At 59.8% G+C, this 24,383-nt stretch carries 24 protein-coding genes; 5 read left to right on the top strand and 19 right to left on the bottom strand.

The genetic code is table 11. The features are described 5' to 3' along the window. Positions 1 to 45: 45 nt before the first annotated feature. A complete protein-coding gene (locus LG327_RS09710; protein ID WP_404369065.1) occupies positions 46 to 1,086 on the bottom strand; it encodes a sodium:calcium antiporter in 1,041 nt (346 codons plus the stop codon). A 175-nt stretch (positions 1,087 to 1,261) separates the two neighbouring features. On the opposite strand from LG327_RS09710, the gene LG327_RS09705 reads away from it, so the two are divergent. Continuing rightward, positions 1,262 to 1,939, top strand: a complete 678-nt coding sequence (locus LG327_RS09705) for a glutathione S-transferase family protein (protein WP_404369062.1) — start codon at positions 1,262 to 1,264, stop codon at positions 1,937 to 1,939. Positions 1,940 to 2,004: 65 nt separating this feature from the next. Here LG327_RS09705 and LG327_RS09700 read toward each other — a convergent pair whose 3' ends face one another. The 7 genes from LG327_RS09700 to polX form a co-directional block, all read right to left on the bottom strand. Continuing rightward, on the bottom strand, positions 2,005 to 2,370 hold the full coding sequence (locus tag LG327_RS09700) for an STAS/SEC14 domain-containing protein (protein ID WP_404369059.1): 366 nt from the start codon (positions 2,368 to 2,370) through the stop codon (positions 2,005 to 2,007). A 128-nt stretch (positions 2,371 to 2,498) separates the two neighbouring features. Continuing rightward, the gene (locus tag LG327_RS09695; RefSeq protein ID WP_404369057.1) at positions 2,499 to 3,815 is read right to left on the bottom strand and encodes a PQQ-dependent sugar dehydrogenase; all 1,317 of its coding nucleotides are present in this window, start codon (positions 3,813 to 3,815) and stop codon (positions 2,499 to 2,501) included. 114 nt (positions 3,816 to 3,929) lie between these two features. Continuing rightward, the gene (locus tag LG327_RS09690; protein WP_404369054.1) at positions 3,930 to 6,209 is read right to left on the bottom strand and encodes an ATP-dependent DNA helicase; all 2,280 of its coding nucleotides are present in this window, start codon (positions 6,207 to 6,209) and stop codon (positions 3,930 to 3,932) included. Continuing rightward, complete coding sequence (locus tag LG327_RS09685; protein WP_404369052.1) at positions 6,209 to 7,804, bottom strand: VRR-NUC domain-containing protein; 1,596 nt, start codon at positions 7,802 to 7,804, stop codon at positions 6,209 to 6,211. Before LG327_RS09685 ends, LG327_RS09690 begins: the two co-directional genes overlap by 1 nt. A gap of 232 nt (positions 7,805 to 8,036) precedes the next feature. Further along, the gene (locus LG327_RS09680; protein WP_404369049.1) at positions 8,037 to 8,693 is read right to left on the bottom strand and encodes a rhomboid family intramembrane serine protease; all 657 of its coding nucleotides are present in this window, start codon (positions 8,691 to 8,693) and stop codon (positions 8,037 to 8,039) included. 78 nt (positions 8,694 to 8,771) lie between these two features. After that, positions 8,772 to 9,530: a TIGR01458 family HAD-type hydrolase gene (locus LG327_RS09675; RefSeq protein ID WP_404369046.1), complete on the bottom strand. Its 759-nt coding sequence runs from the start codon at positions 9,528 to 9,530 to the stop codon at positions 8,772 to 8,774. 118 nt (positions 9,531 to 9,648) lie between these two features. Beyond that, positions 9,649 to 11,361 carry a DNA polymerase/3'-5' exonuclease PolX gene (gene polX, locus LG327_RS09670; protein ID WP_404369043.1) on the bottom strand — a complete coding sequence of 571 codons (1,713 nt, stop codon included), beginning with the start codon at positions 11,359 to 11,361 and terminating at the stop codon, positions 9,649 to 9,651. A gap of 184 nt (positions 11,362 to 11,545) precedes the next feature. Between polX and LG327_RS09665 the strand changes: the two genes are divergently transcribed. Continuing rightward, on the top strand, positions 11,546 to 11,809 hold the full coding sequence (locus tag LG327_RS09665; protein WP_404369040.1) for a YkoF family thiamine/hydroxymethylpyrimidine-binding protein: 264 nt from the start codon (positions 11,546 to 11,548) through the stop codon (positions 11,807 to 11,809). Positions 11,810 to 11,821: 12 nt separating this feature from the next. Here LG327_RS09665 and LG327_RS09660 read toward each other — a convergent pair whose 3' ends face one another. The 3 genes from LG327_RS09660 to LG327_RS09650 form a co-directional block, all read right to left on the bottom strand. Next, positions 11,822 to 12,475, bottom strand: a complete 654-nt coding sequence (locus LG327_RS09660) for a class I SAM-dependent methyltransferase (RefSeq protein WP_404369037.1) — start codon at positions 12,473 to 12,475, stop codon at positions 11,822 to 11,824. 19 nt (positions 12,476 to 12,494) lie between these two features. Next, the gene (locus tag LG327_RS09655) at positions 12,495 to 13,004 is read right to left on the bottom strand and encodes a copper chaperone PCu(A)C (protein WP_404369034.1); all 510 of its coding nucleotides are present in this window, start codon (positions 13,002 to 13,004) and stop codon (positions 12,495 to 12,497) included. A gap of 127 nt (positions 13,005 to 13,131) precedes the next feature. Continuing rightward, positions 13,132 to 13,722 (bottom strand): histidine phosphatase family protein, encoded by a 591-nt coding sequence (locus LG327_RS09650; protein WP_404369031.1) that lies wholly within the window; start codon positions 13,720 to 13,722, stop codon positions 13,132 to 13,134. Positions 13,723 to 13,821: 99 nt separating this feature from the next. Here LG327_RS09650 and LG327_RS09645 point away from each other — a divergent pair, with 99 nt between their 5' ends. Continuing rightward, complete coding sequence (locus tag LG327_RS09645) at positions 13,822 to 14,274, top strand: YaiI/YqxD family protein (RefSeq protein WP_404369028.1); 453 nt, start codon at positions 13,822 to 13,824, stop codon at positions 14,272 to 14,274. Between the two features lie 108 nt (positions 14,275 to 14,382). On the opposite strand, the gene LG327_RS09640 is transcribed toward LG327_RS09645, so the two are convergent. Beyond that, a complete protein-coding gene (locus tag LG327_RS09640) occupies positions 14,383 to 14,592 on the bottom strand; it encodes a dodecin (RefSeq protein WP_404369025.1) in 210 nt (69 codons plus the stop codon). Between the two features lie 179 nt (positions 14,593 to 14,771). Between LG327_RS09640 and LG327_RS09635 the strand changes: the two genes are divergently transcribed. Further along, entirely contained in the window at positions 14,772 to 15,914 is a 1,143-nt protein-coding gene (locus LG327_RS09635; RefSeq protein WP_404369022.1) for a PQQ-dependent sugar dehydrogenase, read from the top strand. Between the two features lie 22 nt (positions 15,915 to 15,936). Here LG327_RS09635 and LG327_RS09630 read toward each other — a convergent pair whose 3' ends face one another. From LG327_RS09630 to LG327_RS09610, 5 genes are all read right to left on the bottom strand, one after another. Beyond that, positions 15,937 to 17,061: a lipocalin-like domain-containing protein gene (locus tag LG327_RS09630; RefSeq protein ID WP_404369019.1), complete on the bottom strand. Its 1,125-nt coding sequence runs from the start codon at positions 17,059 to 17,061 to the stop codon at positions 15,937 to 15,939. Then, a complete protein-coding gene (locus LG327_RS09625) occupies positions 17,058 to 19,325 on the bottom strand; it encodes an ABC transporter permease (protein ID WP_404369016.1) in 2,268 nt (755 codons plus the stop codon). Before LG327_RS09625 ends, LG327_RS09630 begins: the two co-directional genes overlap by 4 nt. Before the next feature lie 4 nt (positions 19,326 to 19,329). Then, positions 19,330 to 19,986, bottom strand: a complete 657-nt coding sequence (locus tag LG327_RS09620; protein WP_404369013.1) for an ABC transporter ATP-binding protein — start codon at positions 19,984 to 19,986, stop codon at positions 19,330 to 19,332. A 62-nt stretch (positions 19,987 to 20,048) separates the two neighbouring features. After that, on the bottom strand, positions 20,049 to 20,462 hold the full coding sequence (locus tag LG327_RS09615; protein WP_404369010.1) for a GFA family protein: 414 nt from the start codon (positions 20,460 to 20,462) through the stop codon (positions 20,049 to 20,051). A 141-nt stretch (positions 20,463 to 20,603) separates the two neighbouring features. Then, a complete protein-coding gene (locus LG327_RS09610) occupies positions 20,604 to 21,593 on the bottom strand; it encodes a zinc-dependent alcohol dehydrogenase family protein (RefSeq protein WP_404369007.1) in 990 nt (329 codons plus the stop codon). 209 nt (positions 21,594 to 21,802) lie between these two features. Between LG327_RS09610 and dkgB the strand changes: the two genes are divergently transcribed. Beyond that, positions 21,803 to 22,612, top strand: a complete 810-nt coding sequence (gene dkgB, locus LG327_RS09605; protein ID WP_404369005.1) for a 2,5-didehydrogluconate reductase DkgB — start codon at positions 21,803 to 21,805, stop codon at positions 22,610 to 22,612. A 34-nt stretch (positions 22,613 to 22,646) separates the two neighbouring features. Here dkgB and LG327_RS09600 read toward each other — a convergent pair whose 3' ends face one another. After that, on the bottom strand, positions 22,647 to 23,306 hold the full coding sequence (locus LG327_RS09600) for a DUF6064 family protein (protein WP_404369002.1): 660 nt from the start codon (positions 23,304 to 23,306) through the stop codon (positions 22,647 to 22,649). Between the two features lie 2 nt (positions 23,307 to 23,308). Then, a complete protein-coding gene (locus LG327_RS09595; RefSeq protein ID WP_404368999.1) occupies positions 23,309 to 24,235 on the bottom strand; it encodes an aldo/keto reductase in 927 nt (308 codons plus the stop codon). Positions 24,236 to 24,383: the final 148 nt, after the last annotated feature.

Here is a 24,383-nt window from a genome sequence, read left to right as displayed (position 1 = left end):
GTTGAAAGGCCGTTTAACTGCAAGACAGGACCGCCGGTCGGCGGTTTAACCCTCGCTCAGCAGCAGCGTAACCCCGGTAAAGTACAGAACCACGATGGCAACGCTCTCAAAGCCGATGCCGGCAGGGCCTTTTTCCTCCCGGCGCAACAGTCCAATCATCAGAATGGCAGACATGATAAGGGTCAGAGCCACCCACAGCCGGGCATCATCGGCCATGGCATGATAGATCGACCCGGGCCGATAGGCGATATCGGAAGCAGCAGTGAACAGGGTATCGAAAGCGTTACCCCCGATAATGCCGCCCACCGCAAGGGTGAGCGCCCCCCGTCTTACCGCTGCTATGGAAGTCACAAGCTCCGGAATCGAGGTACTGACAGCAGTCAGCAGTACGCCGACAGCGGTCTGACTGAGCCCCGTCTTGATGGCGATATTGTTGGCCGCCGGCTCCAGCAGCCAGCCCGCCATACCAAGCCCCAGCATCAGCAGCACAAACTCCACGCACAGCCTGGGCAGAGCCGGCACGGTGGACAGATCCTCCGGCGTGTCCTCCCGCGTCTCGGCGGTGCGAGAAGGTCGCCACATCGGATAACTACGAGCTCCCCGAACCAGATGAATGCCGTACACGTAGGACATGAGCAGAATGGGCGTTACCGGATGCACACCCCACAGAGTCACATCCGGCAGCAGCGGTGCGAGCATGATCAGACCGAGCAGCGCAATAAGCAGGGCATTCTGCAGCATATTCGGCGCCGAGGCGGCCGCATGCTCCAGGTTGGCCCGACGGTATACCAAGTCTGCCACCACCAGAAACAGGGTCTGGACGGCTATACCACCCAGGGCATTACTCACAGCCAGTTCAGGATTCCCCTTCCATGCTGCAGTGACTGAAAGCACGGAACCTGACAGGGATGTCGAGGCACCCAGTAAAACCGCACCCGCTACCGCTTCTCCAATGCCCGTGCGGTCAGCAAGCTGATCCACCACTCCGGTAATCCGTGTCCCGAGCAGCGCAATTGCCAGAGCGCAGCCGGCAAAAACGGCGATGCTGTCCAGCAGTGACCAGGCGGCGGGCTCGATGATGTCCAAGGGGGCTCCTGTCCAGATATCTCCTCCTTTGACCATACCAAAATGGCTCCTGTGCAGACACCGTGCAACGGCGCCTCCGGAAGAAATCCCGAATAAGGAGCGCCAGCCCCTTGAAATCCAGCCTTTCAGATCGATGTTTCAGGAGAGAGGTTTACTCAAAAAAAGGAGACAGGATATGTACGATCTCTACGCCTGGAAAAGCGCGGAAAGCTACAAGGCATCCATCATGCTGGAAGAGCTGGATGCCAACTACTGCGTCAATCCGGTGGACATCACCAGTGGCGAGCAGAACATCACGGACTTTCGTGCACTCAGCCCCAACGGCGAGGTTCCCGTTCTCGTTGATAACAACAGCGATGTGGATCGGGTCTTCGAGCCGGGGGCCATTCTCTTTTACCTCGCGGAAAAAACCGGCAAGCTGCTGCCCAAAGACGTGATTCCGCGCAATGAAGCCATTGTCTGGACATTTTTCGAGGCCAGCCATCTGCGGCCGATGACAGACCAGATGTTCTATTTTGAAAATGAGGCTCCGGAATCCGTGCCCTTCGCCAAAAAGCGCTACCGCGACGAAGTGCTGCGCCTGCTGGAAGTTCTCAACGGACGCCTCGGATTTCACCCTTATCTCGCGGGCATGGAATACAGCATCGCCGACATTGCGAACTACCCGAGAGCCAAGTATGCCATAACCGCGCTGCGGGAAGGCGAGGACAAAGACGCCATTGAGGCCATGAAGCCTCTTCTGAGCTGGCTTGAGCGGGTCGAGTCCCGTCCTGCGGTCCAGCGCGGCATAGCGGTGCCAACAGAAGACACCATGGCCGATGTGGAAGAGGACAGTCCCTCGTCGCTGCACTGAGGGCTATCCATTTCCTCTGCTGGTAAAGGTCTGAAGGCCGGGAATCACTTATCCCGGCCTGATGGTCATCCCTCCCGGATCCACTTCCTGGCGTCTTTAAGGTCGTCGAACGGAAAGTGACGGACTTCCGCTGACACGAAATGGCCGGCGACCTTTTCCCCAACTTCACCGATGGGGGAATCCGTTACCATCGCCACTTTTTCCACGTCCCGGTGATGCTCCCGGATAAAGCGCAAATGGGTAAGCATGGCACCAAAGGACTCCCAGCCGGGGAACTTGCGCGTGCTGACGATCATGCCTTTGACCTCTCCGGCTTTTTCCAGATAGTCGTCCACCCGCTGGGCGGCATACTCAAAATCTTCCTTTGTCAGGGCGTCTCCCGGACTCAGGGTAACAATGCCAGTGGTGTCATCGATCTCCACGTCGAGCATAAGAACCTCCTTGGAACGAAGTGACACCCTCGCCGGTCCAGGCCGGCGACTTCAGGGTGTAATGTGAAGCTGCCTGAATTTTATTGTGGTGCAGATCTGCGTCGGATGTAAAATCCCCGGGGTCCCGGTCAGTCGCCACCAGCCCGACTGACCCGCCAGATGATGTTGCCCACATCATCTGCCACCAGCAGACCACCGGCATTGTCCACCACCACACCGACCGGGCGGCCAAAGGCTTCCTCTTCTTCGCTCAGAAATCCGGTCAGTACATCCAGAGGTTCCCCTGCTGGCGCACCGTCCCGGAAGGGAATGAAAATAACCTTGTAACCACTGTGAGGCCGACGGTTCCAGGAGCCGTGCTGGCCAACGAACATGCCCTCACTGAACCGCTCCGGCAGGGTGTTGCCCACAGCATTACTCAGCCCGAGGGAGGCCGTGTGGGCGCCGAGGGCGTAATCCGGAATCAGTGCGGTTTTTACCAGTTCCGGCTTCTGGGGTTTCACCCGGGTGTCGAGAATCTGCCCATAGTAGCTCCAGGGCCAGCCGTAGAAGTCGCCGTCTTCCACAGAAGCCATGTAATCCGGCACAAGGTCACTGCCAATCTCGTCCCGTTCGTTGACGGCGGTCCAGAGGACGCCGGTTTTGGGCTCCCACGCCAGACCAACCGGATTTCTCAGGCCGCTAGCAAAAACCCGGATCTCACCGCTGGCCAAATCAATTTCCTGAATGGCCGCCCGGCCCTCTTCAACATCAAGACCGTTCTCTCCCACGTTGCTGTTGGAGCCCACCCCGACATACAGCTTTTCACCATCCGGGCTGGCGATGAGACTCTTCGTCCAGTGGTGGTTGATGGGGCCGGCGGGCAGGTCCGCTACTTTTTCACCCGTCGCAGTAATACTGGCCTGACCTTCCTGGTAGGGAAACCTCACCACGGCATCCGTATTGGCCACGTAAAAATCGTTGCCTATCAGGGCCATGCCAAACGGTGAGTGCAGGTTTTCCAGAAACACTGACTGTCTGTCCGCAACTCCATCTCCGTCCGAGTCCCGCAGAAGCGTAATCCGGTCAGCGCTCTCACCGCCGGCGCCGGCCTTTTCCATGATCCAGCCTGCAATCCAGTTTTTGAAACCGCCTTGTTCTTTTGGGGGCCGATTGGATTCGGCCACCAGCACATCCCCATTAGGCAGGACATACAGCCACCGCGGATGGTCCAGGCCATCGGCAAAGGGAACAACCTTCGTTCCCTCGGTGGCCACAGGCATGGCACCAGAGGGCCAGCCCTTCGCTGGCGCGATATTCACGGTGGGGATCAGGGTCTTGTTGGGCGGTGGCAGAACCGGGTCCGGGCCGAAGCCTGCCTCCACTGGCAGTTTTGCGGTATCACCGCAGCCAGCCAGCAGAAAGACGGCGGATGCAGAAAGAACAATCGAGGGTAAGCGCAGCATGATGAAGATGTTCCCTGTAAGAGTTGCCTCTGTTGTTGAAGGGCCCCATGACACTGTATCCACTGCTGGGGTGCTTCTCTTCACTTAAGCAAATCCAGGCGGGATTTGCATTGTTCAGGTGTCGGGGGATTCCTGGTCAAACCACCATTTTGGCAAAAGCCGGCGCACTTCCGGACGGGTAAAACGGTCATCGATCAGGACGATGGTTCCCTCGTCCGTCGGTGTGCGGATTACCCGGCCTGCGGCCTGAATCACCTTCTCAATTCCGGGGTAAAGGTAAGTGTACTCGTAACCCTCGCCAAAACGCGCCTGTAGCCGCTGGCGCATGGTCTCATTCCGGCTGTCAAAGGGTGGCAGTCCCAGGGTGGCCACAAACGCGCCCACCAGGCGCTCCCCGGGCAGGTCGATACCTTCGGCAAATACGCCTCCCAAAACGGCGAAACCAATGCCCCGTCCGCCACTGGCAAACCCTGCGACAAAGTCGTGCCGCTGTTCCGTGGACATGCCGGGGACCTGGGCCCGGATTTCAATGTCCGGAGCCTCCTCGCGAAACCGCGCAATCACCGAATTCAGGTAGGCAAAGCTGCTGAAATAGGCAATATAATTGCCCGGCCTCGCCCGGTAATGACGGGTCATCAGTTCCACAATCGGTGCCAGCGAGGCTTCGCGGTCCTGCAGCCGCGTGCTGATTCCGGAGGCAAGGTGAACCTGCAACTGGCTGGCCGAGAAGGGACTGTCCACTTCCCGCCAGCAGGTTGTATCAGGCAGGCCCAGCAGATCGCGGTGATAAAGGGGTGGCGTCAGCGTGGCGGAAAAGAGCATGCAACTCTGGGCGCTCTCAAACCGGGGGGCGAGGAAATCAGCCGGTATCAGATTCAGGATCGACAGTTTTGCCCGGCCCCGGCCATGCCGGCTCAGTTCACAGATGGAATGGTCCCCGAAGTGTTCCGCCAGCCGGGTATAACCCAGTGCCTCGAACATCAGCTCCTGAAGCTCCGCATCAGCCGGATGATCAGTGAGATAATCCGTGATGGCGGTCACCAGGCCACTGAGCGCTCCAATGAAATCTCCGGGCGGAAACTCAAGACGCAGGGGCGCTGTCTTCTCTGAAGGTGACAGCGCAGGACGATCCGGGTGGTTGAACAGCGCCTGCCATTGACGGACTACCCGCTGCAGCGGCTGCCGGAGTTCAGGTGGAGCCCGGCGTTTAACGGCCAGCAAACGCTGCTGATTCAGCTCTGCGCTGTACATGGCCCTGGCCCGGTTGACCAGGTTGTGGGCTTCGTCAATCAGCAGGGTGACGCGCCAGTCATTCTGTCGGGTGAGCCCATGCAACAGGGCGCTCTGGTCGAAGTAATGATTTACATCGCCGACGACCAGATCGCACCAGCGGGCCATTTCCTGGCCCAGAAAATAGGGGCAGATCTGATGGCCCAGGGCAACCTCCCTCAGTGTCGGCTGGTCCAGCATGGCGCCTGTATTCACTGCGGCCTGCCGGGCAGCCGGGAGGCGGTCGAAAAATCCCCGGGCCAGGGGGCAGGATTCCCCGTGACAGGCCAGGTCCGGATTTTCACAGGCATGGGCTTTGGCGGCCAGCTCCAGCACACGGATGGGCACAGGCTCCTTCTGGGTCTGGCTTATTCTGGCCATTCCATCCAGTGCCAGCCTGCGGCCGGTGGTGCGGGCGGTCAGAAAGAACAGTCGGTCCACCGACTGACGCGGCATGGCCATAAGGGCGGGAAAGAGGGTACCAAGAGTTTTTCCGAGCCCGGTGGGGGCCTGCAGCATCAGGGTTTCATTACGGCAGACCGCGCGGAACACGGATTCTGCCAGTGGCCGCTGGCCGCCACGGAACTCCCCGAAGGGAAAGCGCAGCTTTGCCAGAGCCTGGTCTCGTGCTTCCCGGTGCTGGTTCTCCTGCGCGGCCCACTCCCGGTAGGCGTCACAGAGAAGCTCCAGCCGCGACCACAAATCGCCGGCGCTGGCTGTCTCTGCAAGACAGGTTTCCCTATCACGCCCGATATCGTAATACACCAGCGCCAGCTCAATGGAGGCCAGCCCTTCCCGGCGGCAGAGTAGCGCGCCATAGGACCGGAGCTGGGCCCAGTGCAGCGCCTGCTGAGCTGGCGATAGCCGGGACAGATCCCCGCGATGAGTCTTGATCTCTTCCAGCCGGGTGCCGGCCGGGTCATAACCATCGGCACGGCCAGCCAGAAAAAGACCACCACACTCCCCTTCCAGCTTCTCTTCCGGCCGGTAACCCGGCCCACGACGTGCCTGAACCTTCTGGTGGCCCTGCCGGCCCTCGTCAGAGGATGGCGATGGGGTATAGCGATGGTCCAGGTCGCCTTCCCTGGCGGCAAATTCGCACAGGGTTCTCACCGCGACCCGCATCAGGGTTCGTCCTGCCAGGTCACGTAGCACACAGCCAGGTCAATGCCCTGCTCCATGCCAAATTCCAGCCACTGGCGCTGATGATCCTGCAGGCGGTCGCCGGGGCCCTTGACCTCAATCAGCCGGTACTCCCGCCGGCCAGGCCGGAACTGGACCAGATCCGGCAATCCGCTGCGATGGGTTTTGAGGTCGTCCAGCATGCGTTCGAAGCAGGCCCTCAGATGCTTTGCCGGAATGCAGTCCAGGGCCATGCCAATCACCTCCCGGGTCAGCAACGACCAGTGCAGAAAGGGGGATGCGGTGCCCTGTTTTTCAGCCCAGGTGGCAAGAATCCTCTCCCGGTACAGTCCGCTGTCGAGGCTCGCGAGGCAGTCTTCGAAGAGCTCTGAGCGCCGGCTGACAAAGTCCTCGCGGTGAAGATCGGCGGGCGCGGCATGAAATGGATGAAAAAAGGCGCCAGGCAGAGGCGCGTATAGAGCTGGCCAGCACAGAAGGGCGAACAGGCCATTGACGAGCATGTTCTCCACATAGAAAACCGGCGCGCCCGGCTCCGAAAGATGCTCAAGAACTGCCCACTCCACCGAACTCGCAGCCGGCTTCGCCAGACACAGATCCAGCCGCGGAATCTGCGGCGGCCGGGAAGAAGTGCCAGACGGCGCGCCGACCTTTTTGCCAAGCCGATGGAGCAGCCGCGCCAGGCCACGGCTCTCCGCTCCGGTGCGGGGATCTTCCACCGCCTCCGTGGCAAGCGCCCAGGCCTGTTCGTATTCACCCCTGCGCTCCATCAGGCGCAACTGGCGGAGCCGGGCTTCGCGATGGCGACTTTCACGCCAGGCCTGCAGGGCAAGATCGGGGTTCCCCGCACGCTCCGCCAACCTGCCAAGTTCAAAAAGCAGGCGCCCACGCCGGCTCTCCAGCCAGGGGTTATCAGTCACGGCGCAGGGAATCTCCGGCCAGACACTCGCGGCCGCCTCACCGCTCTCAAGCCGGTCACGGCAATCCTGAAGGTGCAGGTAGATATCCACCTCGCTCCGATGCTGAAAAGCCCTGGACTGCGGGCTAAAAAGCACGGTTTCGTAATTCTGGTAGCCCAGCTCCGCCAGCACGAATTCAGACCAGTCCTGCCGCAGGTTGCCGAAGAACATGAGCCGCAGGCGCCGGAAAAATCCGCTACAGGTCAGCTCCACCACGCGGTCCGGTGCCTCGGGCCACCAGTTGGCAAGGGTATCGGCCTGCTGGTACCGGTCTGCCAGAGCTTCGTATAAGACCTTTTTGGTCGCCTTGTGGGAAACGCCCCTGTTCTCTAACCGGGCACCAAATGCTTCCAGACACTCGGCTCTGGACAGCAGGCGAAAAAGCGTGTCCAGGGTTAGTAGAGGGTTCGAATCAAGCCATCCTCCCCGCAGGAGGGGACCGGTGGCCTGATCCATCGGGCACTCAAGCTCGGAATACTGCAGCTTTCCGGTCCGGAAGACATCTCCGGTGCGCATAACCAGGCGGGCAAGCAGGGCCTGGGATGGCCAGGGCAATTGCTGAAATGCTCTGATCCGCTCGACCTCATCCGTGAGCAGGAGGTCTGCGTGGTAACCATACACCCAGCTCAGAACTGTTCGGAAGTTGCCCAGATAGTAAAGGGGATCTTCAAGGGAGGCGGCCCGAGGGCGCCAGAAGTTTTCAGGAGCGGACAGAAAGGCCTCCGATAGAGACAGATTCGCAGACAGGGCTCACGGGCGTAAACGGGAAATCCGGAACAGCGGACCGGCAATCGGGGCGGAAAAATACCCGTTTAGCCGGCTGCCAGTTTATCACAAACCATTGGTCAGAAACTCAGGGGGTCCTTGTCTGTTCCCTGAATACCGAAAGATAAATCAGCCCGAAAACCATACCTGCAAGATGGGCAAAATTGGCTACACCCTGCTGGGTTCCGAACACCCCGGCGAACAGCTCAAGAGCACCGAGAAGGACCACGAAATACTTGGCCTTCATGGGAATCGGCGGAATCAGCAACACCACAATCTGATTGGGAAACTTCATCCCGAAAGCCAGAAGAATGGCGAATACGCCACCAGACGCACCCAGAGACGGAGCGGCGGCGCCCAACCCGCTGGAAGAAACCAGCAACTGCACAAAACCTGCACCAACAATGCAGAAGAAATAGTAGAAGGCAAAAGTTCGCGAGCCCCAGGCCCGCTCAAGGGGCCCACCAAACATCCACAGAACAAACATGTTGATGAACAGGTGCAACAACCCGCCATGGAGAAAGGCGTAGGTGACCAGTTGCCAGGGCATGAAACTGCCGGGCTGCACCCCCGGTGGGAGAGGCACGTCCACCGTGGGAGTCAGCGGCCAGAGTGCGAAATGCTGCATGCCCGCGTAGGGAGCGCTGAGCAGCGCCAGAAAGATCAAGCCATTCGCAATCAGCAGGGTTGTGATCACGGGGATTGGACCACGGGCCATGATTTCCTGTTGCTCGTCTTTTTCCATGGAGACCATCCTGAATCGTTAAACCAGTATCCAATACTACGGTTTTACAGCCAAATCAGCCAGGAAAGGGAACTGGCATCAGAGCCAGTGGAACACGACCGAGGCAAAATCGTCGAAGACACCGGCCCCCAGACGCTCCGCCTCCCTGTCATCCTCGGCCCGGTATTTGCCGGTACGCACCAGGGCGGCTTTCAGACCGGCATCCACAGCACCCCCGATATCAGCGCTTACGTCATCGCCGATCATCAGACAGGCCGCAGAATCAATTTCCATGCTGTCGCAGGCGGCCTGAAACATCTGCCGGCCGGGCTTGCCAATAATTGTGGCCTCCACGTCCGCCGCGTACTCCAGGGCCCGGATAAAAGGTCCCGCATCCAGATGCAGACCGCCTTCCTTGCGGAAATAGCGGTTCATTCCCACAGCCAGCAGAGGCGCGTCCTCCATCAGCAGGGAAAACGCCCGATCCAGATTCTGATAATCAAATCGCTCCCCGGCGTCACAGACCACCACGGCATTGGGGTCATCGGTCTGAAGAGCAGAAAACTCGCCGCGGATATCCGGGTGAATGAGCAGCCAGGGGCGAAGATCATGCTCTTTGAGATAGGCAGCTACTGCCTGGGGAGCAGTCATTACTTCGTCTTCGTTTACATCAAAGCCCTGGTCCCGGAGCTGGTCCAATACCGCACTGGCGGGCTTTCTGGAGGTGTTGGTCAGAAACCGGCAGGAGAGTCCAGCCTCGCGAAGCTTTTCCATGGCTTCGCGGGCCCCGGCCACGGTTTTTCCCTCCTCGATCAGTACGCCGGAGATATCGATACACAGTCCTGCAAGGCTGGTCATGGCTTTCCTCCTTTTGCTGGCTGGTTCCACGTTTCAGAACTGCTCACTTTCAGCTCGGACGGGAAGCGTCAGAGCCTTGCAACGCTATGCAGGAACAGGTCATCCCGACGTCCTGGCATCACCGTTTCAGTGCTTTTTTCAGTTCATCGAGAGGGCGGGTATTGAGCAGGTCGGCTTTCTCCATCCAGCCACGCCGTGCCTGGGCAACCCCAAGGTGCATGAATCCAAGATGGTCCGCAGCATGGGCGTCGGTGGATGTCACGCCAAGAACCCCCGCTTCTTTGACCATGCGGGCATAACGACCGGCCAGATCCAGCCGGCTCGGCTGGGAATTAAGCTCCAGGCAGCAGCCCTTATCCGCCGCGGCCTCAACAATGGCTTCAAGGTCTATGGCGAAGGGATCCCGGTCATTGATCAGCCGACCTGTCGGATGCCCCAGGATATTGAAATAGCGATTGTCCATGGCCCGCAACACCCGCTCTGTCTGCTTCTTCTTTGACAGGTCGAATTTGGAGTGAACGGAGCAGACCGTAAGATCCAGCTCCTTCAGCACCTCATCAGGCAGATCCAGGGTGCCATCCTCGAGAATGTCCACCTCAATCCCCTTCAGCACGCGGATGCCTGAAAGGCTGTCGTTGAGCCTGTCGATCTCCTCCATCTGCTTACGCAGCCGTCTGGCATCAAGCCCTTTGGCCATGGTCAGGCGTTTTGAATGGTCGGTAATGGCAACATAGTCATAGCCAAGTCGTTTGGCCTCCCGGGCCATCTCTTCCAGGCTGTGGCGACCATCGGTAGCCTCGGTGTGCATGTGAAGATCGCCCCGGATGTCATCCAGCTCCACCAGCGTTGGCAGGCGGCCTTTCTCTGCCGCCTCGATCTCGCCCCGGTTTTCCCTCAGCTCCGGAGGAATCCAGGGCAGACCAACCTGTTCGAAAACTTCTTCTTCCGTTTTGCCGGCGATCCGTTTCCGGCCACGGAACACCCCGTACTCATTGATCTTCAGCTTGCGCTCCACCCCCATCCTGCGGATGGCCACGTTGTGGTCTTTGGAGCCGGTAAAATAATGCAGCGCAGCGCCGTAACTTTCCTCTTTCACTACCCTCAGATCCACCTGCAGGCCGGATTTCAGATAGACGGTTGAGCGTGTGCTGCCCCTGGAAACCACCTCTGCCACTTCCGGGTGGCTGGTGAAACGCTTCATTACCGGCTTGCTGTCTTTACAGGCCACGAGAATGTCCAGATCCCCTACCGTATCCTTGCGGCGGCGAAAACTGCCGGCAACGGTGATTTTTTTTACTTCATCCAGCTCACGGAGATAGTCAACCAGGGGGCCGGCGACCTGCTCGGCCTCACCGAGACGAGTTCGACGTTCCCGGTCACTGACTTTGTCTATTTCATCAAGAATCTTCTGTTCGGTCTTTTTGCCAAACCCCCTGACCTCCCGGATTTTTCCCTTCTCCGCGGCGCTCCGGAGTTCCTCAAGAGAAGTGATTTTCAACTCATCGTGCAGCAACTTTGTGCGTTTGGGCCCCAACTGCCCCAGCCGCATGAGCTGGTGCAGTCCCTCCGGCAGCTCCTGCTGCAGTTCTTCGAGCTGCGGCAGAGAGCCGGTTTTGACCAGTTCCTCGATCTTGCCGGCCAGGTCGTCCCCGATTCCCTTTATCAGAGAGAGGTCTTCACCTTTCCTGACCATGTCCTCCACACGGCGGGAGGAGCCTTCGACAATATTGGCGGCGTTGCGATAGGCCCGAACCCGGAATTCGTTGGCATTCTGGATTTCAAGCAGATCTGCCAGCTCATGAAACCTGCGGGCAATCTCAGCGTTGTGCATCGAAAAGCCTCCCTGTTTCCTGGTCGGATGTCTGGAGTCAGTTTTATTTTCAGTCTAGCAGCCGGGAAGTGCCCTTAAACAGGCTTATACGCACTGAGCTATCAACATTGGACCGACTCTGGTTTACGCTGTCCTGCAGAACCGAAAGAAAACCGACCCATTACTGTCCAATACCGGAGGCACCATGTACCTTTCTGTCCAACTGAGCTGTTATCCCCTGGCTGACGATTTCAGGTCACCCATCAAGGCAATCATCGAACGCCTGAAAAACACTGGGCTTGAGGTCTACCCCAACCGCATGAGCACGCAGATTTTTGGCGATTACGACCAGGTAATGCAGGTGCTCTCAGACACCATGAAGTGGTCGTTCGAGACGTACGGCAAGGCTGTTTTCGTGGCCAACTTCATCGAGGGAGACCGCCGGCCAGAACACCGGGAGCCTGCCTGAGAAACTGCGGCTTTATAAAGGCTTGCGGAAAAGCGCCACATCCTTCGCCGGGACTTCCATGGTCCAGCAGAACTGACGTGCAACCAGGGCCAGCGTCTCTTCCCGGTAAAAGATAACGTGAGTCGGGTCTCGACGGTAATGCCAGGTGGCAAACCTGTCATCGTCGGTCTGAAAACAGGTCATTACCCCCAGCCATCCTCCGGGTTTCAGAAGCCGGTCAAGGATCGCAAAAGTGGCAGCCGGGTCGTGCAGGTGTTCGACCACCTCGGTGCAGGTGACAAAATCGTATGTTTTGTCCAGTACTGAGGAGCGCGGATAAAACAGGGGATCATAAAGCTCAAGCTGCATGCCAGCCGCTTTCAGCATCTGTGCCAGCACCGGTCCCGGGCCACAGCCAAAATCCAGCCCCCGGCTCCCTGGCCTGAGACGCTCCAGCAGCGGATTGGCCAGTTTACCCAGAAAACGCCGGTACCCCGGATCCTCCGGGCTGTTATCGTGCAGGTCGTAGACGGCTTTTTCAGAAGCGACGTCCAGCCATTGGGCCGGGTCCATCAGGGTTGCCCGGCAGCCAGAACAGCGCCAGTAAGGCACACCTTTTACGGTAGCCAGCAGCCGGAGGCCGGTGCTTCGGCAGAGGGTGCACAGCTCCACGGAACAGTCTGTCATTTAATCCTGGCGGTTAACGTTACTGATGGGCCCCGTGATCCATTCCATCATGGTCGCTGGACTCCCTGTTGTCTGCTTGTCCATCCAGCGGCCGGACATCAAGTTCAACTTCCACGTCGGGGGCGCCGTCAAATGCCAGGGTCAGGGGGATGCGCTCACCTTCCTCAAGGCTGCCGCTGATGTTCTCAAGCATCAGGTGATAACCATTGGGCTTCAACTCCACTGTTTCTCCGGCCGGGATAGCCAGGCCATCCGGCATTGGCTCCATCCCCATCATTTCCATATGCATTCTGCTTTGATGGATGGACACTCTCGCCGCCCGTGGAGTCTTGGCGCCCACCAGAGAAACATCTTCCTGGCCGGCATTGGTAATCGACATGTAGCCGACACCAAAGGTGGCATTTGGAGGCGTTGGCCTGGCCCAGGGGTGCTCGATGGTCAGAGGACCGGAACTGTATTCCTCCGCCAGAGCGACATTTGCGGTTGCAAGAAGGATGGCTGCAAGCAGAGAAAGTGGCTGAAATCTCATGGCGTCTCCGATGTAGTGAATGCGATTGACTGCGAACCTGACCCCAGTCTTGCGTGATCACAAAGGCTGCGCAAGTGCCCGGGCGCCATCCGACCCAAAAACATCTAGTCTTTCTGCGCCTTCCGGATCACGGTTCTGGTGAAACCCTGGCCAGCACCTTCGGGTCCTCCGATAACGGCAGCGCCAGAATGACCCCCTCGTTTGAGGCGGGATAGATTCCGGAAAGTGCCGTAATGTTGACCTGATGGGACACCAGCACTATGGGTGATCCAGCACCAAGGGCATTCACGTTCACGATCGTCTGCCGCGTCTGTTTCTGGCGATCACCCCGGTTCTGAAAAAAGGAATCGAGGGAAGGCATGGCCGTTACCTCACCCAGCCCCATTTCCTCTGCCGTATGGGTGGCCCGACACCAGCGGCTGGAGAATACGCGGGCCTGGTCGATCCCACGGTGAGCCAGGAATGGTTTCCAGAAACGGGCCTGGTCCCGGCCCCGCTCATTCAGGTCACGCTGGGTTGAGCAGTCACCAAGTTCAAAGCCGGGCGGATCGCCGGTGCCCGGTGCCAGCGCATGACGCAGGATCAGCACGGCCCTGCCTTCCCGCAGGGCCTCCCAGGCCTCTTGCTCGCTGGCAGCCAGCGACATTGCTGGCAGAAGGAAAGTCGCCAGGAAGACTGCAATAGCTGCCCGCAAATCAGCAGATATAGACTGAGTCATGTTTTCACTCCTGCCTTAAAGTCGGATAATCAGCGTAACTTACGTTGTGCACTGACGCGCTGCTCACTTCATCCGTTAAAAATTACAGGGAAAACTGCCATGCCAATCTGGGTCGATGCCGACGCCTGCCCGGTCGTCGTGAAAGAAATCCTGTGCCGCGCTGCGGAGCGCTGGCAGATCACCACCACCTTTGTGGCGAATCAGCCCATCCGCGTTCCACCCTCGCCTTTTCTGAAAACCCGCCAGGTCCCCCAGGGATTTGACGTGGCAGACGACGAAATCGTTCAGCAGCTCAGCCCCGGCGACCTGGTGATAACCCAGGACATTCCCCTTGCCGCCGAGGCCATCGAGAAAGGCGCCGATGTCTTCAATCCAAGGGGCCAGGCCTTCACAAAAGAAAACATCCGCCAGCGCCTGGCGATGCGGAACTTCATGGAGGAAATGCGTAACGCCGGCCAGTTCAGCGGTGGTGCCGCAGCTTTCTCTCAAAGCGACCGCAAGGCTTTTGCCGATCAGCTGGACAGATGGCTACAGCGCCATGGGCGGGGGTAAACCCGTTTTCCGGAGGAGACCGGGTTGCCGGAAAAGGCCTTCGTGAGAGGCAAATGACAGAAAACGCTGCCCATGCCAGGCATGGGCAGCCGCACTGAGAGTGGGCTATTAGCTTTCGAGCCGGAAGCCAATCTTCAGCACAACCTGGAAGTGACCGATCCTGCCGTTTTCTATATGGCCGCGCGTTTCCTGCACCTCGAACCACTCCATATTCTTGATGCTCTTGCCGGCTTCGGCAAGGGCATTGGCGATGGCCTCGTCGCTGCTGTTCGGTGAGGAACCAACAATTTCCACCTTCTTGTAAACATGATCGGACATGGTGAACTCCTTTAATTCATATCGTGTTATGGCAGTATGGCATAAAGACCCAAAGGCATTTCAAACCATAGCTGCCCCGACATTCCTGCTTACGCAGGCAGTATCTGAATGGATTTCGAAAACCCGGTCACAACCGTGGAGATGAAACGCACCGATTCAACCACCAAGGGAGATACCAGATGCGCAAGATTCGGCCGCGACCCCATGCCCTTCCTCACCTCGCCATGGCGATAATGCTTTTTGTGCTGCCTCAGACCGGTGGCGCCCAGGACTTCAGTTCGAAACACCATGATTACCGGGTTAGCACGATCGCGGACGGCCTTGAGCACCCCTGGAGCCTGGTTTTCCTGCCCAACGGGGATCAACTGGTGACCGAGCGCGCCGGCAGACTTCGGATCCTGCGGGATGGAGCCCTGGTGTCCAAGCCAGTGACGGGTCTGCCGGAGCTGGTCTCGGCCGGTCAGGGTGGCCTGCTGGATCTTGTCCTTCACCCTGACTTCACCGACAACCAGCTGCTTGTCATGAGCTATGCCCATGAGGATGACGAGGGGCTGATGACCACCAGAGCCGCCAGGGCCAGGTACAGTGACGGCCAGCTGGAAGACGTGGAAGTGATTTTCGAGGCCCTACCCAGGTCCCGCACCACCCGACATTTCGCGGGGCGCATGGTCTTTGACCGGGACAAGTACCTGTATGTCAGTGTGGGTGACCGGGGCGAGATGGACCGGGCCCAGGACACCATGGATGACGCTGGCGGCGTGCACCGCATTACCCTTGACGGCAGCCCGGCGCCAGGCAACCCCTGGCTGGATGACCCGAACGTCAACGACACTTTCTACACCTATGGCAACCGGAACATCCAGGGCATGACAGTACATCCGCAAACCGGCGTTATCTGGAGCCATGAACATGGCCCCAGGGGCGGAGACGAGATCAATATCATCCGCGCGGGAACCAACTACGGCTGGCCGGAAATCACCTACGGCATCGATTACAGTGGCGTGCCCATCACCGATAAAACCCACAAGCCCGGAATGGCCCAGCCCCTGCATTACTGGGACCCATCCATCGCCCCCTCGGGCATGGATTTCTATTACGGAAGCCGCTTTCCCGGCTGGCAGGGAGACCTGTTCATCGGAGCGCTGAAGTCGAGAATGCTTGTGCGTATGCGCATCAATGAAGAGGGAAAAGTGCTGGAAGAGGAAGATCTTCTGACGGATCCTGGCCGCAGGATACGGTCGGTCTATCAGAGCCCGGAGGGTGAAATCTGGCTGCTGACCGACGAGCGCGATGGCAAGGTACTGAAACTGACACCGAGGTAGCGGAGTAAGCGGACTGGTCCGCTTACTTTTGACGCCGGGCATAGCCGGTAAGCTCAAGATAGCCCCGGCCCTGATGAGAGCCGGATACCTCGACCGGGCTTTCCCAGTAGGGGAAAATCCCCCGGTTCCAGAACTGCCCGGGGGCGGCTCTCACCAGAAGATCTACATTCCGCGAAGGAACACGAACCCGCCATTCCACCGGCACCTCCCCCTCCTCTGTCTCCCGCATACCGATCGCCTTCAGCTGAACATCGTCGCCGGCAAGCGCCACTCCCCTCGCTCCTTCGGACACCCAGGTGCCAGCGCGAAATGAGGAGTCATTCTCCCGCAGCTGGAACACCATCAGCTTATCTCCTGATTTCAGATGCAGAGCCATCCAGTCCCAGCCCTGCTGTTCCGACCTGAGAAACTGGCTGCTCCATTCACGATCAAACCAGCCGGTACCCTCAACCGCATGGCTTTCTCCACCCAGCTCTACAGTGCCGGCTATTGCCAGATCCACGTAGCTGAAGTACATGGACCCTTCGCCACTGGCAGATTTGGCGCTGAAACCATTCTGGCCGTGCCTTACCGGCTCCCGCCGGGGCGTCAGGGTCAGATCGTAGGACCAGTCCTCTGCTTCGACCTTCAGCTGCCAGCGTCCGCTCCCCTCGGATGGCACAAGTTCCCAGTCATCAAGCCAGACCCTGAAAGGATCGGCCTGGGCCCCGGCGTGGCCGATGCCACCCCGGCCCAGTTTTTCCCGGAATCTGTGCTCACCCTCAAAGGAAACCGCTCCATGGGCCATCCACACCGCCTCCAGCGGCCATTGGGACGGGGCCGGAGGTTCCTGTTCCGGCGCCCTGGGCTTCAGGGCCTGACGAAACTGGGTCCACTGCAGGCCCAGAGGTTTCCCGCTGGCTGTAGTCAGATTGGCCGTCAGGTACCACCATTCGATCCGGTGCCGGGGATGGGGCCCGAGGTCTTCCGGCAGGCTGATGCGGTCCTGGGGCCCGGGCTGCAGAAACTTTCCTGCCCTCACCGCTCCTTCCCCGCTCTCCGCCCCCAGACCCGCAAAACCGGAGGGCTCCTCAGAGGGGGTACAGCCTCCTGTTCCCGCCAGGATCAGGGCCAGCATGAAGGGGCAAAGACGAAAGCATGTATTCATCGCTCTGCTCCCTCGATCTGGGTGGCCGCGACCGGAGCTGGGGCGAAACCCCTGATCTGACGCCGGACCAGCCAGGCGATGGACAGGCCGATCGCCCCGCAGAGGGCCAGGATTTCCAGCCAGAAAGCCGGATACACCGCCATGGGCAGAGACCAGCCGAATGCCAGGGGGTTGATCCTCGCAACCAGTACCCAGGTGAGAAAAATCCCGGTTGGCAGTGCGGCCAGGGCCACCAGCACCGTCAGCCCGACGGCCTGCCACTGTAATCGGCGATGCAGGCTACGGTCCGACAGGCCCCAGATCTGCAGAAGCTGGTAATACCAGGCGCGAGCCGAAAAGAACACCCAGCCCATCAGAAGCAGTGACAGGCCGGCCAGAACCACGGTCATCAGGCTGATCGCCCGGGTCAGAAAAAACGTCTGTTCGAAAACCCCGGTGGCCAGCTGACGCACCTGGCTGTTGTCACGGATCTGCAGGTTACCGGTTTGCCAGATCCGGCCCAGCTGCTCCCGCAACCCTGGCAGGACGCCCTCCTCCAGTTGCACGGAAATGCTTGCAGAGCGGGGCTGAAAATCCGGAGGGAGAACTTCATGGGGTAGCAGGACTTCACCCACCGGTCTGCCGTAATCTGCGTAGACAGCCACCACCTCCCGGCTCAGCAAGGTGCCACCCAAACCGATACCGATGGTGTCGCCCGCGCCCACATCCTCGCGGAAGGCCAACTGCTCGTTCACCATAACGCCCCCCTCTGTCAGCGCCTTCCATGGACGGGGAACAGATTCAAGGAACTCCCAGGCCTCCAGCAGATCCGACTCCGGGTCGAGGGCGAGAAGATCCGTTTCAGCGCCATCAAGGGTCACACTTCCGCGGACTGACCTGTGCAGAGCCAACACTCCGTCAGCGGATTCCAGATAATCCACTGCTGTCCCGCCGGAGCGGCCTGCCGGGACCTGAATGTAAATATCCCCCTGCAGCCGCTGATCCAGCCAGTTCAGGAAGGTGGATTCAAACGTGGTCACCAGAGCCTGGATGGCGATCACTGTGGCAACGGCGAACTGCAGGGCTACCGCTGGCAGGGCAAGGCGGCGAAGCATCACTGCCATCTCACGGCAGGACCAGAGGGTCAGGGAATCGCGGGCCCGGGCTGCCAGCCACCCCATGAAACCGGAAAGCAGCCTGGGTGTCACCAGACCCACCCCGGCAAGCAGGAGGGCGACCGCCACGAAGACCTGCCACAGCTCCATGCTCCAGACCACTCCGAGCAGCCCCAGCAGAATCAACGACAGCCCCAGCCGCATCAGTGGAAACCGGAGAGTCACTTCGGCCTTTGCCCGTGCCGCCGCCGTCAGGGCATCGAAGGCGCACCAGACCACCACCACAGCCACAGCCAGCATGGCCAGCAGCCAGGACATCCACTGGCTGCCACCGGCATAGAGCCGGACGCTGAACAGATTGACCATGGCGTCGCCGAAACCACTGGCAAACACCTGGGCAAGAAGCTGGCCCAGCATCACTCCCGGAACCGCCGCTAACAGCGCCAGCACGGCCAGCTCACCTATCAGGTAGCGCTGGAGCTGGCCTGCAGGCACACCATAGCGCCGCAGCAGCGCCAAGCTGGCGCGTCGCTGCACCAGGCCGAGGTTGTAGACGCTGCGAACCAGCAGGGCGGTGATCAGCAGCACCAGGACGCAGAGGGCGTTGAGGTTGAGAAGAAAACTGTCTGCCAGCTCGCCAGTGGTTATGCCCCCGGGTACAGGCCGGATTACATAAGACTCAGGCAGCTCTGCATTCTCCGGCGCAACCAGCAGACGGAACTGACTCTCGCCGGTGTCAGCGGACAGGTTGACTGCCTCGGCAATGTCCACAAAAGGCTTTCCGTTCAGCTCCGGAACGTCTGCCAGTTGCGCTCCCTGATCAGAATCCCCTGTCCGCACCCCAGGGAGGCAGCCCATCGACAGAACATCCACGCCGATTACCCGCCCCTGTTCTGCCGGACGCTCCACTTCAAGCCAGGGAGTGACACAAACCCCCCGCCGGCGAAGACGCACGAAATCCTCCACAGTGACCTCAGCTGAGTCCTCCCTGATCACCTGGTAGCGCGCCGCCACGGCCTCCTCACTCTGCTCCATGCTGTGCCTGGCCTGGCGGGTCAGCTCCCAGACTCCTGTCCAGAGCCCCGTGGCGAGCACGATGATCAGTGCCAGAGCCAGCAGCTGCAGGGGATGGCGTCGATAATGACTCAGCAGGGCCGGGAGAAGGGTCATGGCATCAACCGTGACTGTTCAGGGTCAGAGTCCGGCCGCAGCGTTCCGCCAGATCGGGATCATGGGTTGCCAGGATCAGGGGGCAGCCATTCCTGCGCTGAAACCGGAACATGGCGTCAGCGACCCGCTCGGCGGTTTTCCGGTCAAGACTGCCAGTGGGTTCGTCCGCCAGAATCAGTTCCGGCACCATGGCAAACGCCATGGCCAGGGCCGCGCGCTGGCGCTGACCACCAGATACCTGGTCCGGAAAACGGCGATCCAGGCCCTCGAGCCCCAGCTTTTCCAGCCAGTCCGTTACGTCCGGGGATTCACGGCCTGCCAGCTCCGCCCGCAGACGCAGATTCTCTGCGAGGGTAAGCGCAGGCATCAGGTTGGCCTCCTGGAACACCGTGGCGATGGCCGAGCGTCTGAGTGACGCCCACCGGGCATCATCCCGGGGGGACATCTCCTTCCCGAACAGCTCAATGGAACCGGAGGACCAGGGCTCCAGACCGCTGAGAACATTCAGAAGTGTGCTTTTACCGGAACCGGAGGGGCCCATGACTGCCAGGGATTCACCAGCGTTCAGTGACAGACTGAAGTTCTCAAACACGGGGACGTCTTCGCCGGCGGAGCGGAAATGCTTGTGTAACCCCCGGATATTCACAACCTGGTCGTTCACGTGCGCCCCCTGCAAGCTTCCCCTGGCCAACCTTTCCGTGGCGGGTGGCGTTTTACGGCCTGTCAGTGCGGATCATTGCTCCGCTCCAGTTTTTCATACTGGGGGATCTGATCGCTGATTTCGAACCAGTCGGCCTTTGAACCGACGAATACGTGCGCTGCTGGCACCTTGCCCAGTGGCTCGTTGATCAGCCCGACCCGCAGGCGGATGATTCCGGGAATGGCATCCACACGGCTATAGAGAGCGCTGCCGCAGCTGGAGCAGAACGCCCGGTATTTGCCTGGGCGGGACTCGTATTCACGGATAAGGTCGGTGCCTGAAGTCCATTGCCAGTGAATCCGCTGGACGGGCGCACTGGCCGAAAACGCACTGCCCTGGGCCCGTCTGCACTGGCTGCAGTGACACAGGGCGATGGGCCCGAGCGGGCCCTGGTAGGTAAACTGAATGCCACCGCACAGGCACTGACCTGTCAGCATCTTGTGTCTCCGGTCTGAATGAACGGGCGGCGGCCTGGCAGCCAGTTGTGCCTCGGAGCCCTCAGCGACGCCAAGGGGCTCTCAGTGATGTCGCGAAGCCATCAGTGATGCCGCGAAGCCGTCAGTGATGTTGCGAAGCCGTCAGTGATGAAAGGGAACCACAAGAACCTTGCCGTCCCGTTCCCCGGACGCTGCCGCCTTTACCGCCTCTTTGATTTCGGAAACATCATACTCTGCTGCGACCCGGGCCTGAAGTTTGCCGGTGGCAATCAGTCGGGTAAGTTGACCGAAAACCTTCATCTGGTCTTCCTGACTGGCATTCTCGAACCATTTGGCAAGCCAGAAGCCTTTCACCGTCACGCCCCGGAAAACAATGTTCCTGGGGGATACCTGACAGGGCTCGCCGCTCATCATGCCGTAATTCACCAGGGTTCCACCCTCGGTCAGGCAGTCAGCGATATGGTCGGTGGAGGCCCCGCCTACGGCATCAGTGGCGAGCCGCACGTTGCCTTTGCCCGTGGCCTCTTTTACCCGCCTGTGGAGATCAGGCCCATCCACCAGCACCACATCACCCCCTTCGGCCTTTACCGTCTCAATCGCTGATTCCCGGCGCACGATGTTTACGGTTTTGAAGCCCTTCAGCTTCGCCAGCTGAATCAGGTAGCCTCCCACACCCGAGTTGGCGGCATTCTGGATAACCCAGTCACCTTCCTGCAGATCCACGAATTCCGACAGCATCAGCAGAGCCGTGGGCGGATTGATGGTCATCATGGCCAGTTGCTTCGGATCCGCCTCATTGGGCAGGGGCACAAGTTTGCGGGCTTCAGCCACCACGTGGGTCGCCCAGGTGCCTATGCCGACCGGCAGCAGGACCGTCTGTCCAACTTCCGGCCCTTTGGTGTCCGGCCCCAGTTCGGCCACACGGCCAACCCCTTCATTGCCACCAACCGCAGGCAGCGATGGCAGCATGCCGTATTCACCAGTGAGGGTCAGAACATCGGAGGGGTTGATGGGTGAAGCAATCACTTCCACCAGGACTTCCCCCGCTTTCAGCTCCGGCCTGTCGAATTCAACCGGCTGGATATGCTCCTCTGGTACAGGACCGCGCTTTTCATACTGGGCTTTCAACATGATCGGTTTTCTCCCTGGAATTCTCTGAACAATGCACCAGCTTAGCCCCTGATGGCTCACGGCGACAGGGTCAAATCAGCCAGCTCACCGGTGAACAGTGACAGCCACTGGCCGCCTTTGTTTGTCTGGCTCTGCTTGAAGAACTGCGTCTGAAGTCCCAACGTATAGTCATTCCGGACGGGACTAATGACCAGCAGAGGAGAACACACATGGCATTTGATCAGCTTCCCCCAATTGGCATGGGGACCTTCCGCCTCAAGGGCGATGTTGCACGGGATGCTGTCAAAAGCGCGCTATCTCTGGGCTATCGCCATATCGATACCGCCCAGATGTACGAAAATGAAGCCGCCGTGGGGGATGGCCTGACTTCAAGCGGTATTCCCCGCCGCGACGTATTTCTCACCACCAAGATCTGGTTTGACCAGTTGCGTGCCAGCGACCTGATCAACAGCCTCAGGGAAAGCACCGAGCGCCTGAAAACCGATCATGTGGACCTTGCCCTGATCCACTGGCCGTCACCGGGGGACGAGGTGCCGATGAAGGAGTATCTCACGGCGCTCCGGGATGCCCAGCGTGAGGGCCTCACCGACCACATTGGCGTCTCCAACTTCACCTGCGCCCACATGGACCAGGCCAGGGACATACTGGGAGACACACCCATCTTCACCAATCAGGTGGAGGTGCACCCTTTCCTTGCCAACCGCAAGGTGGTGGACCATGCCCGGAAGCTCGGCATCAGGGTTACCGGTTACATGCCGCTGGCCGTGGGCCGGGTTATGGAAGATGAGACCCTCCAGCGCATCGGCCGGAATCATAACGCCACCGCAGCCCAGATAGCCCTTGCCTGGAGTTCTGCCAGAGGCATAGTGCCCATCCCCGCCTCGACCCGGCCGGAGCACCAGAAAGCCAATCTGGATGCCCTGAAGATAGAGCTGAGTGCTGGGGAAATGGATGAGATCAATGCCCTTGACCGCAACGAGCGAGTGGCGAATCCCGATTTTGCTCCGGAGTGGGATTAGCAGGGGGAGGAGCAAGCGAGTCCGGAGTATGGGATCAGTCCCGCAGAAAAACCGCCACAAAGCCCAGGACCAGCCCCGCCAGGGGCACCAGCATGGGTCCGGGGGTGCCCAGCGCATAGAGCGTGACCGCGCTGAACGCACACCACATCAGCGGAATCACCAGCAGCAGCCAGCGTATCCGCCGGGGCACCAGAATCAGCGCGGCAATGCTGACGGCAGCTGTCACATCCGGCGTCATGCCAAACAGAGCCAGGGCAGCCAGCTCCCCGGTGGCGGCGACCGTGAGCCAGGGCAGCCCCAGCAATCCCAGCATCCAGAGCCCGATCAGCCAGGAACCCCGACCCCCGGTCAGTGAAATCCGATCCGGAAGATAAAAGAATCCGGCGACAGCCCCGACGAGCATGGCCTGAGCCACAAAGGCAAAGCCAAACCAGTACACGGGCCAGTTAATGGGCGCATAGAAATTGCCCATGAAACCCAGACCTGTGGCCACCCAGGCAAGAGCCAGCAGCATCATGGCGAGACGCCGTGCCAGCGGGAACCTCTGTGTCAGCAACACCGGAATGGCCAGGCCGGCCGCCAGTGCCAGCAGTTGCAGGGGCCAGGCTGCTTCATTGAATCTTATAAACAGCCGCAGATAAACCTCAGGAGTGAACATCAGCAGATCAGACAGGGCGTAATCGCTGGCCGGCATGATCAGAGTTCCCCCACATAACGCGCCATTTTCTCGCGCTGCCCAGGGTCCGGCAGCCGACCATACTGGGCGCCCATGTTTTCCTTCATATGCTCCACCTGGGTGGTGGCGGGAATGGCGCAGGTAACAGCCGGATGAGAGACGATGAACTTGAGAAAAAATTCCGCCCAGTTGCCGGCGCCTGCTTCGCGAGCCCATGCAGGCAGAGGCTCGGACTGGAACCGGGAAAACAGACGCCCACCCTGGAAGGGCCGGTTGGCAATCACCGCTATGCCTCTTTCCTGTGCCAATGGCAGCAGCCGGTCTTCGGCCCAGCGATCCAGTACATTGTAGGTCAGCTGGACGAAATCGATGGGTTCGCTGGCCATCACCTGCTCGATGTCCGCGAGGCGCCGTCCGTGGGAGGTGGTAATGCCGATGTAGCGGACTTCTCCATCCGCTTTCATGCGCTTGAGAGTTTCCATGTGGGTCTGCCAGTCCACAAGGTTGTGGATCTGTTCCAGATCAAGACGCTCCACACCCCAGAGCCGTTCTGACTCCCGTACCTGCTGTATGCCTTCCTGCTTTCCCCGGGTCCAGATCTTGGTGGCGGCGAATACATCGTCGTGTTTCCCCAGCGCTTCCAGCCCCTTTCCGACAACAGCCTCCGAAGAGCCGTACATGGGGGAGGAGTCGATCACGCTGCCGCCGAGATCGAAAAATGTCTTCAGAACCCGGGTGCGCTGCTCGATAAGTCTCTGGTCGCCGCCCACGTTGAAGGTGCGCCAGGTACCCATGCCAATCACCGGAAGGGACTCCCCGGTTGCGGGGATGGCGTGCGTGATGGGAGAACCTGCGGGCTGCTGCGCCATGAGAGGGGGCACTCTGGCGGCCAGACCAACTGCGGCCAGACCAGCCAGAAAACGCCGACGGCTGAGATTGGTGGACATTTGCGGCTCCTTCCCCGTTCGCAAGATGGATGCTTTCTGCTCAGTATTCACCCAATCTAACAAAACCCGCAGCCAACAAGCACCCCAGTCCACCACCCACAAACGAACCCGGTTGTAATAACGAGTGGGCCTGTTCGCTTACTTCTGC

The sequence above is a fragment of the Marinobacter sp. genome, assembly GCF_044799475.1.
Taxonomy (GTDB): Bacteria; Pseudomonadota; Gammaproteobacteria; order Pseudomonadales; family Oleiphilaceae; genus Marinobacter.
This window is presented reverse-complemented; position numbering and strand designations above follow the sequence as displayed.

Coding starts and splice junctions, on each gene's coding strand:
- LG327_RS09705 (WP_404369062.1), top strand. CDS start 1,262: ATGTACGATCTCTACGCCTGGAAAAGCGCGGAAAGCTACAAGGCATCC.
- LG327_RS09700 (WP_404369059.1), bottom strand. CDS start 2,370: ATGCTCGACGTGGAGATCGATGACACCACTGGCATTGTTACCCTGAGT.
- LG327_RS09695 (WP_404369057.1), bottom strand. CDS start 3,815: ATGCTGCGCTTACCCTCGATTGTTCTTTCTGCATCCGCCGTCTTTCTG.
- LG327_RS09690 (WP_404369054.1), bottom strand. CDS start 6,209: ATGCGGGTCGCGGTGAGAACCCTGTGCGAATTTGCCGCCAGGGAAGGC.
- LG327_RS09680 (WP_404369049.1), bottom strand. CDS start 8,693: ATGGAAAAAGACGAGCAACAGGAAATCATGGCCCGTGGTCCAATCCCC.
- LG327_RS09675 (WP_404369046.1), bottom strand. CDS start 9,530: ATGACCAGCCTTGCAGGACTGTGTATCGATATCTCCGGCGTACTGATC.
- polX (WP_404369043.1), bottom strand. CDS start 11,361: ATGCACAACGCTGAGATTGCCCGCAGGTTTCATGAGCTGGCAGATCTG.
- LG327_RS09665 (WP_404369040.1), top strand. CDS start 11,546: ATGTACCTTTCTGTCCAACTGAGCTGTTATCCCCTGGCTGACGATTTC.
- LG327_RS09660 (WP_404369037.1), bottom strand. CDS start 12,475: ATGACAGACTGTTCCGTGGAGCTGTGCACCCTCTGCCGAAGCACCGGC.
- LG327_RS09655 (WP_404369034.1), bottom strand. CDS start 13,004: ATGAGATTTCAGCCACTTTCTCTGCTTGCAGCCATCCTTCTTGCAACC.
- LG327_RS09650 (WP_404369031.1), bottom strand. CDS start 13,722: ATGACTCAGTCTATATCTGCTGATTTGCGGGCAGCTATTGCAGTCTTC.
- LG327_RS09645 (WP_404369028.1), top strand. CDS start 13,822: ATGCCAATCTGGGTCGATGCCGACGCCTGCCCGGTCGTCGTGAAAGAA.
- LG327_RS09640 (WP_404369025.1), bottom strand. CDS start 14,592: ATGTCCGATCATGTTTACAAGAAGGTGGAAATTGTTGGTTCCTCACCG.
- LG327_RS09635 (WP_404369022.1), top strand. CDS start 14,772: ATGCGCAAGATTCGGCCGCGACCCCATGCCCTTCCTCACCTCGCCATG.
- LG327_RS09630 (WP_404369019.1), bottom strand. CDS start 17,061: ATGAATACATGCTTTCGTCTTTGCCCCTTCATGCTGGCCCTGATCCTG.
- LG327_RS09625 (WP_404369016.1), bottom strand. CDS start 19,325: ATGACCCTTCTCCCGGCCCTGCTGAGTCATTATCGACGCCATCCCCTG.
- LG327_RS09615 (WP_404369010.1), bottom strand. CDS start 20,462: ATGCTGACAGGTCAGTGCCTGTGCGGTGGCATTCAGTTTACCTACCAG.
- LG327_RS09610 (WP_404369007.1), bottom strand. CDS start 21,593: ATGTTGAAAGCCCAGTATGAAAAGCGCGGTCCTGTACCAGAGGAGCAT.
- dkgB (WP_404369005.1), top strand. CDS start 21,803: ATGGCATTTGATCAGCTTCCCCCAATTGGCATGGGGACCTTCCGCCTC.
- LG327_RS09600 (WP_404369002.1), bottom strand. CDS start 23,306: ATGCCGGCCAGCGATTACGCCCTGTCTGATCTGCTGATGTTCACTCCT.
- LG327_RS09595 (WP_404368999.1), bottom strand. CDS start 24,235: ATGTCCACCAATCTCAGCCGTCGGCGTTTTCTGGCTGGTCTGGCCGCA.